The sequence below is a fragment of the Micromonospora sp. 4G55 genome, from assembly GCF_016803375.1.
Genome location: NZ_JAEVHN010000224.1, coordinates 1 through 9,033, shown reverse-complemented (window position 1 = coordinate 9,033; position 9,033 = coordinate 1). Strand labels below are relative to the sequence as shown.

Here is a 9,033-nt window from a genome sequence, read left to right as displayed (position 1 = left end):
GCGCCGAGCGCCTGGCGCAGACCGGCGCGCTGGTCGAGGCGGCCGGTCGGCGCTACGCGGCCCGCGCCACCGACGTCAGCCGGCCCGAGGACTGCCAGGCGCTGATCGCCACCGCCGTCGAGCAGTTCGGTCGGGTGGACGTGCTGGTCAACAACGCCGGGGTCGGCACCGCTGTGCCCGCCTCCCGGGAGACCCCGGAGCAGTTCCGCTCGGTCGTCGACGTCAACCTGATGGGCAGCTACTGGATGGCCCAGGCGTTCGCCCGGGCGGCGACCGGCGGCGGCGCCATCGTCAACATCTCCAGCGTGATCGGCCTGCGCCCGGGCGGCATCCCGCAGGCCGCGTACGCCGCCAGCAAGGCCGGTGTCATCGGCCTGACCCGCGACCTGGCGGCACAGTGGACCGGCCGCAAGGGCATCCGGGTCAACTGCATCGCCCCCGGCTTCTTCGCCTCGGAGATGAGCGACCAGCTCGAGCCGGGCACCTTCGAGATGGTCAAGGCGCTCGCCCCGGCCGGGCGGCTCGGCGAGCACGAGGAGCTCGCCGCCACGCTGATCTGGCTGGCCAGCGACGCCTCGTCGTACGTGACCGGAGTGACCGTGCCGGTCGACGGCGGCCTCGTCATGCCTTGACGCCCGCGGGCGCAGGGCGTAGACCGGCTGTCACGTTGCTCGATGTCCCGCGACTCGCCGCACAGGAGGAGCACCGATGAGCTTCAACCTCGCGACCATCCTCCGGGAGCCCCGCCGGGCGCATCCCGACAAGCCGCTCTGCCACCTCGACCAGCTGACCTTCAGCTACCGCCAGGTGGACGAGATCTCCGGGCGGGTCGCCGCCGGCCTGCTCGGCCTGGGCTTGCGCCGGGGCGACAAGGTCGCGGTGCAACTGCCCAACGTGCCGCAGTTCCTCTTCGCCTACTTCGCGATCCTCAAGGCAGGCCTGGTCATGGTGCCGCTCAACCCGCTGTTGCGCGCCGGTGAGGTCGCGTACCACCTGGCGGACTCCGACACCAGGGTCTTCATCACCTTCGAGCTGTTCGCGCAGGAGGCGGCCAAGGGGGCCGCCGAGGTCGACGGCGTGACGACGTACGTGGTCAACCTGCCGGGCAGCGACCGGCGGCCCGACGGCACCCGGCACTTCGACGAGCTGTACGCGGCCGAGGACACCGGCGAGATCGCGCCGACGGACGCCGACGACACGGCCGTGCTGCTCTACACCAGCGGCACCACCGGCCGGCCCAAGGGCGCCGAGCTGACCCACTTCCAGCTCTACATGAACTGCACCGTCGGCGGCGACCTGTTCGGCTTCCGCGACGACGACATCGGCCTGGCCGTCCTGCCGCTGTTCCACGTCTTCGGCCTCTCCAGCGTGCTCAACGTGGCCGTGCGCTACGGCGGCACCATCGTGCTCGTGCCGCGCTTCGAGGTGGGGCCGGTGGTCGACGCCATCGAGCGGCACCGGTGCACGATCTTCTCCGGCGTACCCACCATGTACTTCGCCCTGTTGCAGGCCGACCTCACCGGTCGGGACCTCTCCTCGCTGCGGGTGGGCGTCTCCGGTGGGGCGGCGATCCCCGGCGAGGTGATCCGGTCCTTCGAGGAGCGGTTCCCGGGCGTGGTGATCCTGGAGGGATACGGGCTGTCCGAGACGGCCAGCACGACCACGTTCAACATCAGCGCCGAGCAGCGCAAGGTGCTCTCCATCGGCAAGCCGATCTGGGGCGTGCAGACCCGCATCGTGGACGACGCCGACCGGCCGCTGCCGCCCGGGCCCGAGCACGTCGGCGAGATCGTGGTCCGCGGCCACAACGTGATGAAGGGCTACTACAAGAACTCCGAGGCGACCGCCGAGGCGTTCCGCGGCGGCTGGTTCCACACCGGAGACCTGGCGTACGCCGACGCCGACGGCTACCTGTTCATCGTCGACCGCAAGAAGGACATGATCATCCGGGGTGGCTACAACGTCTACCCCCGGGAGGTCGAGGAGGTCCTGTACGCCCACCCGGCGGTCGTCGAGGCCGCGGTGCTCGGCCGCCCCGACGCCAAGCTGGGGGAGGAGGTCGTGGCGGTGCTCAGCGTCACGCCGGACGCCGAGGTGACGCCCGACGACCTGGTGGCGTACTGCCGGGAGCGGCTCGCCGCGTACAAGTACCCGCGGCAGGTCCGCATCGTCGCCGAACTGCCGAAGGGCCCGACCGGCAAGCTGCTCAAGCGGGAACTGAAGAAGGACCTGCTGGAATCCCCTGCACAGCAAGTGCAATAGCCGCCGCCACCCGGGTCGGCAACGACTCGGGTCGACCGCATTGTCCTGGTACGACGCACCCAGATCACAGCGTCGTAACGAGCCATTGACGGTCTCCATGCTAAAAGTACACTCCCGGTGTAATAACCCCCGATGCTTCGCCCGAGTCGCACCGCGCTTTCCCCCGTCGCCGCGTCCCGTAAGAGGTGAAGATGAGCCCACCACCCACCGACACTCCCGCCGGCGGCACCGACCTGGTCCTGCGCGACGTCGGCGTCCGGTTCGGCGGCCTGGTCGCGCTGGACGGCGTCTCCCTGCGGGTGCCGCCCGGCCGGATCGTCGGCGTCATCGGCCCGAACGGCGCCGGCAAGACCACCCTGTTCAACGTGGTCTGCGGCTTCGTCCCGCCGACCAGCGGCTCGCTCACCCTCGACGGCCGGCCGTTCCGGCCGCGTCCGCACCGACTCACCCGCCTCGGCATCGCCCGCACGTTGCAGGGCGTCGGCCTCTTCCCCGGCCTCACCGTCATCGAGAACGTCATGGCCGGCGCCAGCCACGCCGCCCGGGCCGGCTTCACCACCGCCCTGTTCGGCCTGCCCCGCAGCGACCGCGACGAACGGCGGCTGCGCGAGGCGGCCCTCGACCTGCTCACCGAGCTGGGCGTCGCGCGGCACGCCACCGCCGCGCCCGGCACCCTGTCGTACGCGGTGCGCAAGCGGGTCGCCCTCGCCCGCGCCCTGATCGCCCGACCCCGCCTGCTGCTGCTCGACGAGCCGGCCGGTGGGCTCGGCGCCGAGGACATCGGCGAGCTGGCCGAGCTGATCACCGCGCTGCCCGGCCGGGCCGACGCCGCCTGCTCGATCATGCTCGTCGAGCACCACATGGACCTGGTCATGTCCGTCTGCGACGAGATCGTGGTGCTGGACTTCGGCAAGGTCATCGCCGCCGGCACCCCGGAGCAGGTACGCGACGACCCGCTGGTGACCGAGGCGTACCTCGGCGCCGACGTCCCGGCCGGGGCCACCGGCACCGCCGCCGGTCCGGTGGTCGCGCCGTGAGCGCCATCCTGACGGTCGACGGGCTCAGCTCCGGCTACGGACCGGTGCCGGTGCTGCGCGAGGTCACCTTCGAGGTGCCGACCGGGACCATCGCCGCCGTCCTGGGCGCCAACGGCGCCGGCAAGACCACCCTGCTGCGTACCCTCTCCGGCCTGCTGCGCCCCACCGGCGGCCAGGTCCGGTTCGACGGCGCGGACCTGCGCGGCGTCCGCGTCGAGGCGTTGGTGCGCCGCGGCCTGGCGCACGTGCCGGAGGGCCGCGGCATCGTCGCTGAGCTGACCGTCGAGGAGAACCTGCGCCTCGGCGGGCTGTGGCGCCGCGACCGCGCCGACGCCCGGCGCGCCCAGGACGAGGTGTACGAGCTGTTCGAGCCGCTGGCCCGGCGGCGACGGCACGCCGGGCACCAGCTCTCCGGCGGGGAGCGGCAGATGCTCGCCCTCGGCCGGGCGCTGATCGCCCGGCCGAGGCTGCTGCTGCTCGACGAGCCGTCGCTCGGCCTCGCACCCCGGGTCACCGCGCAGATCATGGCGCTGCTGCGCCGGCTCTGCGACGACACCGGGCTGACCGTCCTGCTCGTTGAGCAGAACGTGCGCAGCGCCCTCTCCGTCGCCGACCAGGGTGTCGTCATGTCCCTGGGTCGCGTCGTCATGGCCACCCCGGCGGCACAGCTGCGCGAGGACGAGACGCTACGTCACGCGTACCTCGGGTTCTGACCACCCACCCGTAGGAAGGATCCGCGCTTGGACCGGTTCTTGTTCCTCACCTTCGACGGACTGTCCACCGGCGCCGTCTACGCGGCGTTCGCCCTCGCCCTGGTGCTCATCTGGCGGGCCGCCCGTCTGGTCAACTTCGCGCAGGGCGCGATGGCGGTGGCGACGGCCTACGTCGGCTACGCCGTCGCCTCCGCCACCGGTTCGTACTGGCTCGGCCTCGGCGCGGCCGTCCTCGCCGGCCTTGCGCTGGGTGCCCTCGTCGAGCGGGTGCTGATGCGCTTCGTCGGGCATGCCAACCCGCTCAACGACGTCATCGTCGCCCTCGGCCTGGTGCTGCTGATCCAGGCGGTGCTCGGCATGGTCTTCGGCAACGAGTACCGGCCGGCGGCCGCGCCGTTCGACACCGACGCCCTGTCGATCGGCGGGATCGCCGCACTGTCCCCGTACGACCTGTGGGTCCTCGGCGCCGTCCTGGTGGTCGTGGTGCTGCTCGCGCTGCTGTTCACCCGTACGCCGATCGGCCTGCGGATGCGGGCCTCCGCCTTCGCTCCCGAGGTGTCCCGGCTGCTCGGGGTCAACGTCAACCGGATGCTCACGGTCGGCTGGGCGCTGGCCGCCGCGGTCGGCGCCCTCGCCGGCATGCTGGTCATCCCCACCGGGCTGGGGCTGCACCCGCACGCGATGGACCTGGTTTTCGTCGTCGCGTTCACCGCGGCCGTCGTCGGCGGCCTGGACAGCCCGGCCGGGGCGGTGGTCGGCGGCCTGCTGGTCGGCCTGATCCTGTCCTACGTCACCGGCTACCTCGGCCCGGACACCACGCCGCTGGCCGTCCTCGTCCTGCTGCTGGCGGTCCTGCTGGTCCGCCCCGGCGGGCTCTTCTCCAGCGCGAGAGCGAGGCATGTGTGACCACCACCCAGCCCGACGTGTCCACGGCCGAACCGCCACCCGGCCGGCCGTCACCGCTGCGCCGGCTGCTGCCCGGCCCGCCGGACACCGCCCCGGCGGGCGGCTCGACGCTGCTGCGCCACCTGGTCCCGGTCGTGCTCGCCGGCACCCTCGTCGTGCTGCTGACCAACCAGTTGCCGCCGTACCAGAACCTCCAGGTGGCCCGGGTCTGCGCGTTCCTCTGCGTCACCGCCGGCTACACCGTCCTGGTCGGCCTCAACGGCCAGCTCTCCCTCGGGCACGGCGCCCTGATGGCGACCGGCGCGTACACCGTCGCGCTGGTCCAGCGGGCCTTCGAGGCACGCGCGGTGCAGGGCCGGTGGATCCTGCCGCTGTCCCTGCTGGCCGCGGTCGCGGTGACCGCGGCGGCCGGGCTGGTCATCGGCCTGGCCGCCGCCCGGCTGCGCGGGCCGTACCTGGCCGGCGTGACCCTCACCGTCGCCACCCTGGTCCCGGCGATCGCCACGATCTTCACCGACGTCTTCAACGGCGAGCAGGGGCTGCGCTTCCCGGCGGAGACGCCGCCGGCGTTCCTCGGCGCCTATTTCCAGCCGGAACGGTGGCTGGCCTGGATCGCGCTGCTCGCCGCGCTCACCACGATGCTGCTCATGGCGAACCTGGTGCGCAGCCGGTTCGGCCGCTCGCTGCGCGCCGTCCGCGACGACGAGGTGGCCGCCCGGCTCTCCGGCATCCACGTCGCCCGCAACCAGGTGCTCGCCTTCGTGGTGAGCGCCGCCTGCGCCGGCCTGGGCGGGGGCGTGTACGCGGTGCTGACCGCCACCGTGGCGCCCGGCAAGTTCTCCCTCGACCTGTCGCTGTTCCTGCTGATGGCCATCGTGATCGGCGGGCTGGGCAGCCTCGCCGGCGCGGTCTGGGGAGCGGTCCTGCTGGTGGCCCTGCAGGACCTGCCGAGCCTCGTCACCGACACCTTCACGCTGCCGGCGGGCCTCGCCCAGCGGCTGGAGGGCAACCTGGCCCTCGCCGTGTTCGGTCTGATCCTCATCGTCGTCATGCTCGCGGCCCCGGGCGGCCTCCAGGGCGCCGCCCGCACGCTCACCGCACGCCTCCGGCCGCGCCGCCGGGCCCCGCACCCCTGACCSCMCCCTGGTTCCACCCCACCCCGTTTCGCACCCGCACCGGAATGGAGAACCATGCATCTCACCACACGCCGCGTACTCGCGGCCGCTGCCGGCCTCGCGCTGATGGTCAGCGCGTCGGCCTGCGCCAACGACGAGCAGAAGGCGGCCGAGAACGTCCCGGGTGTCACCGACACCGAGGTCGTGATCGGCACCCACCAGCCACTCACCGGTCCCGCCGCGGCCGGCTACTCGAAGATCTCCGCCGCCACCAAGGCGTACTTCGAGCACGTCAACAGCAAGGGCGGGGTCAACGGCCGGAAGATCGTTTACAAGGTGATGGACGACGGCTACAACCCGGCGAACACCGACAACGTCGTCCGCAAGCTCGTCCTCGACGACAAGGTCTTCGCGCTCCTCGGCGGCCTCGGCACCCCCACCCACACCAACGTGCTGGAATTCGTGAAGACGCAGAAGGTGCCCGACCTCTTCGTCTCCTCCGGCAGCCGCAACTGGAACCAGCCCGAGAAGTACCCGACCACCTTCGGCTGGCAGCCCGACTACACCGTCGAGGGCAAGATCCTGGCCACCTTCGTCAAGCAGCAGTTCCCCGGCCAGAAGGTGTGCCACTTCGGGCAGAACGACGACTTCGGCCGCGACTCCCTCGCCGGGGTGGAGAAGATCCTCGGGCCGGTGGTGGCCAAGCAGACCTACACTCCCACCAACCCGCAGGTCGGCCCGGCGATCGGCGCGCTGAAGGCGGCCGGCTGCCAGGTGGTGATCTCGGCGAGCATCCCCGGCTTCACCGCGCTGGCCATGGGCCAGGCCGCCGGGCAGGGCTTCCGGGCGCAGTGGGTGGTGTCCAACGTGGGCGCCGACTACACCACGCTCTCCAACCAGCTCGGCGACAAGAAGGTGATCCTCGAGGGGATGATCGCCGACAACTACCTGCCGATGGCGAACGACCCGAGCAACCCGTGGATTCAGGAGTACACCAAGATCCACCAGCGGTACAACGCCGCCAACCCGATCGACGGCAACGCCGTCTACGGCTACTCGATGGCGTACACCTTCGTGCAGGCGCTGCTCGCGGCCGGCAAGGACCTGACCCGCGAGAAGCTGGTCGAGGCGGTGCAAAAGGGCGGCTTCACCGGGCCGGGCCTGACCCCGTTCCGCTACAGCAAGGACGTCCACGCCGGCTACAGCGGCGTCCGGATGAACAAGGTGCAGAACGGCGTCCAGGCGTACTTCGGCCCGACCTACACCACCGACGACGGTGACGGCGCCGTCACCGAGCTGACCGGTGCGCCGGCCGCGCCGCCGGCCGAGGCGATCCCGACCACCTGATCCGCGACCGCCGCAGCGCGGTGCTCCGGACCGGGCCGCCACCCGACGGTGGCGGCCCGGTTCCGTTCGGTCCCAGCGTCCAACAGGACGCACGCAGGGTGCGCATTGTCGCGCCGACATGGCGCGGGCTGGCGGAGGGGACGCCGTCCGACCCCCGTTTGGCGCATGTCGATACACTGCCGGTGCAGATTTCTCGACAACGCCCTACGACAGGGGACGAGCACATGATCGACGTGGACGCCGAGGGGCCGGCACGGGTGGACGGGCGGTCGGCGCGCGCCGAGCGTACCCGCGTCGCCATCGTCGACGCGCACCTCGCGCTGATCGACGAGGGCGACCTCCGGCCCACCGGGGAGCGCATCGCCGAACGCGCGGGAGTGTCGCTGCGTACCTTGTGGACCAACTTCAAGGACATGGAGACCCTGTTCGCCGCGACCGGCCGGCGGGTCAGCGAGCGGCAGGAGTCGATGGTCCGGCCGATCTCGCCGGAGTTGCCGCTCACCCGGCGGATCGGGGAGTTCAGCGCCCAGCGCGCCCGGATGCTGGAGGTGCTGGCGCCCTCGGCCCGCGCGTCCGCGCTGCGCGAGCCGTTCTCGCCGCAGCTGCGCCGCAACCGCGAGGGCAACATCGCCCGGGTACGCGGCGAGATCGAGACCGTTTTCGGCCCGGAGCTGGCGCACGCCGGTCCGGGACGCGAGCAGTTGCTCGACGCGCTGACCGTGGCGAGCACCTGGTCGGCCTGGTCGATGATGCGCGACGCGATGGGCCTGGACGTCGAGGCGGCGCGGGCCACCCTGACGCGGACCCTGGGCGCGCTGCTCGTCGACGCCATCGCCGCCGGGCTGCGCTGACCCGCCTCAGCATGGCGATCTCTTCCCGCTCCGGGAACGACAGATACCGGCCCATGACAGGAGCGCGCATGAGCGACGGCATGCCGCCACGGTCTCGGAACCAGCGGCTGCCAGCCGCCTGCGACGCGCCGACAGCAAGCCCCGCGTCCTCGCTGGTGAGTCCCCTGGCGATCGCGCCAGAACAACCGCTCCACGTCCCGCCGAAGCGACGGCGCCCCCCGGCGAGCCGCCACGGCATCCGCCGCTCATGGGGCGAATCGACACGTCGTATGACAACGCCCTGGCCGAGGCGTCCCACACGGCCGGCGCACTGCTCTGTGGCGACCATGATCCAGTAGGTAGTCTCCGCTCATGATCGCGCTGCCCCTCGCCCCACGTTCATGGCGACTCCGCGCGTTCATGGCGACTCCGCGCCACAGCGGCTGTCGCCGTCGTTCTCGCGGGCTGCCTCGCGGTCCCGTTGGCTGGGCACGCCGCCAAGACGGTAGAAGCGGACCGGGGTGAGGCGATTCCTGTTGCTGCCGTGAACGCCTACCTTCTGACGGTATTCAGCGGCTGCTCCGATGGCGAGCTGGGCATCCGCCGCTGCCTGTACCACGACCGCGAATGGATATTCCATTCGAAGGAGGATTGAGTGATGAAAGTTAATTCGAAGGTTCTGGGGTTGATTATCGGCGTATTCTTCATTTCATTATCCTTGATTGGATGCACAGAGAACGCGGAGTCAGGCGGGGAAACAAGTATTTTTGAAATCGCCAACACCGAAGAGGCTGTCGGCGAAAAGGGCGAAGAAGTGTCGACA

General features: G+C 71.3%; 9 protein-coding genes. All 9 read left to right on the top strand.

What is annotated here, in order from left to right:
* Window positions 1-632: SDR family NAD(P)-dependent oxidoreductase (locus JNW89_RS18860; RefSeq protein ID WP_238449910.1), on the top strand; the 632-nt coding region annotated here is incomplete at its 5' end.
* A gap of 76 nt (window positions 633-708) precedes the next feature.
* Entirely contained in the window at window positions 709-2,262 is a 1,554-nt protein-coding gene (locus JNW89_RS18855; RefSeq protein ID WP_238449909.1) for a long-chain fatty acid--CoA ligase, read from the top strand.
* 191 nt (window positions 2,263-2,453) lie between these two features.
* The gene (locus tag JNW89_RS18850; protein WP_238447910.1) at window positions 2,454-3,299 is read left to right on the top strand and encodes an ABC transporter ATP-binding protein; all 846 of its coding nucleotides are present in this window, start codon (window positions 2,454-2,456) and stop codon (window positions 3,297-3,299) included.
* Entirely contained in the window at window positions 3,296-4,012 is a 717-nt protein-coding gene (locus tag JNW89_RS18845) for an ABC transporter ATP-binding protein (protein ID WP_238449908.1), read from the top strand. Before JNW89_RS18850 ends, JNW89_RS18845 begins: the two co-directional genes overlap by 4 nt.
* 27 nt (window positions 4,013-4,039) lie before the next feature.
* A complete protein-coding gene (locus JNW89_RS18840) occupies window positions 4,040-4,918 on the top strand; it encodes a branched-chain amino acid ABC transporter permease (protein WP_238447911.1) in 879 nt (292 codons plus the stop codon).
* Window positions 4,915-6,054 carry a branched-chain amino acid ABC transporter permease gene (locus tag JNW89_RS18835; protein ID WP_238447912.1) on the top strand — a complete coding sequence of 380 codons (1,140 nt, stop codon included), beginning with the start codon at window positions 4,915-4,917 and terminating at the stop codon, window positions 6,052-6,054. Before JNW89_RS18840 ends, JNW89_RS18835 begins: the two co-directional genes overlap by 4 nt.
* A gap of 54 nt (window positions 6,055-6,108) precedes the next feature.
* Entirely contained in the window at window positions 6,109-7,380 is a 1,272-nt protein-coding gene (locus JNW89_RS18830; RefSeq protein WP_238449907.1) for an ABC transporter substrate-binding protein, read from the top strand.
* 224 nt (window positions 7,381-7,604) lie between these two features.
* Window positions 7,605-8,231 carry a TetR/AcrR family transcriptional regulator gene (locus tag JNW89_RS18825; protein ID WP_238447913.1) on the top strand — a complete coding sequence of 209 codons (627 nt, stop codon included), beginning with the start codon at window positions 7,605-7,607 and terminating at the stop codon, window positions 8,229-8,231.
* 460 nt (window positions 8,232-8,691) lie between these two features.
* Window positions 8,692-8,865: a hypothetical protein gene (locus JNW89_RS18815; RefSeq protein WP_238447914.1), complete on the top strand. Its 174-nt coding sequence runs from the start codon at window positions 8,692-8,694 to the stop codon at window positions 8,863-8,865.
* The last annotated feature ends 168 nt before the right edge of the window (window positions 8,866-9,033 follow it).